Origin of the sequence: Micromonospora sp. CPM1 (genome assembly GCF_023896895.1) — a bacterium.
GTDB classification, from domain to species: domain Bacteria; phylum Actinomycetota; class Actinomycetes; order Mycobacteriales; family Micromonosporaceae; genus Micromonospora; species Micromonospora tulbaghiae.
The window spans coordinates 1-1,319 of the sequence record NZ_JAMHIU010000061.1; the positions used below are offsets into that span (position 1 = coordinate 1).

The window sequence follows — 1,319 nt, forward strand, 5'->3', positions numbered from 1 at the left end:
GTGACTCATGCAAGATCTGGCCGCTGTCAGTTGGTGTGCCGTGGCGTCGACTTGTCCTCGTGGATTGCCGGCGTCGGCCCGGCCCACCTTGTTGGCCTGATCAGAAGCCTGTCCGCGAAGGGGTGTGCAGCCCGTGTCGCGTGACTCATCACAGATGTGCCGCTGGGTGATCGTCTCCCGGGCCGACGCCGTCCGAACGTCGTCCCGTGCAAGGGAGAACCGTCCGTGTTTCCCATCCTGGCAGAACGTCTGGCCGAGCGTGTCGACGCGGTCATCGGTGTGGATACCCATACCGATACGCACACCGCCGCGGTGCTCACTGCGGTCGGCACCGTGCTGGCGGAGATCACCGTGCCGGCCACCAACGACGGCGCCGCTGTCCTGCTGGCCTGGGCCGGCCGGCAGACGGCCGTGCTGGGAACGGGCCGCCGGGCCTGGGCCCTGGACGGCGCCCGTTGTCACGGTGTCGGTCTGCTGCGCGTCCTGCGTGCCGCGGGTGAGTACGTCCTGGAAGCACCTAAACCCGCTGCCGGGCGCTGCCGTCGAGGCGGCAAGTCCGACGCGCTGGACGCCGTGCACGCCGCTCGTGGCGTGCTGGCCGCCGACCACGTCGCCTCACCCCGCGCCGACGGCGACCGGGAAGCCCTGCGCCTGCTGCACGTCTGCCGCCGCCACTACAGCGACACCCGCACCGCCACCATCAACGTGTTCAAATCGGTGATCCTCACCGCCGACGACGACCTACGCACACAGATGCGAGGACTGAGCACCCTGCGGCAGGTCCAGCACGCCACCACCCTCACCACCACCAGCGGCAGCGGCAGCGGTCTCGACCGGCTGCGCCGCACTCACCTGGCAACCCTCGCCGAGCAGATCCAAACCCTCGACCGGCTCCTGAAAGCCAACCTCACCGAAATCCGCACCCTGGTCGACAAACTCTGCCCCACCCTGCTCGACCAACCCGGCATCGGCCCCGTCACCGCCGCGATCGCGCTGACCGCCTGGTCACACCCCGGCCGGTTCCGCAACGAAGCCGCCTTCGCCTCACTCGCCGGCGTCAGCCCCGTCCCCGCCAGCTCCGGCCGCATCACCCGCCACCGCCTCAACCGAGGCGGCGACCGCACCCTCAACGCCGCCCTGCACACCATCGCCAAAACCCGCCAACGATGCCACCAGCCCACCAAGGACTACATCAACCGCCGCACCACAGAAGGCCGCACCCCAGCCGAGATCACCCGCAGCCTCAAACGCTACATAGCCCGCCAAATCTGGCGCACCCTCGAAGCCACCACTTGACAGCCACCTTCACAGATCTTGCA

1 protein-coding gene is annotated in these 1,319 nt (G+C 68.9%); it reads left to right on the forward strand.

The genetic code is table 11. The annotated features are described in order from the left end of the window. Positions 1-225: 225 nt before the first annotated feature. Entirely contained in the window at positions 226-1,296 is a 1,071-nt protein-coding gene (locus M8C11_RS30105; protein WP_252454817.1) for an IS110 family transposase, read from the forward strand. Positions 1,297-1,319 lie beyond the last annotated feature (23 nt).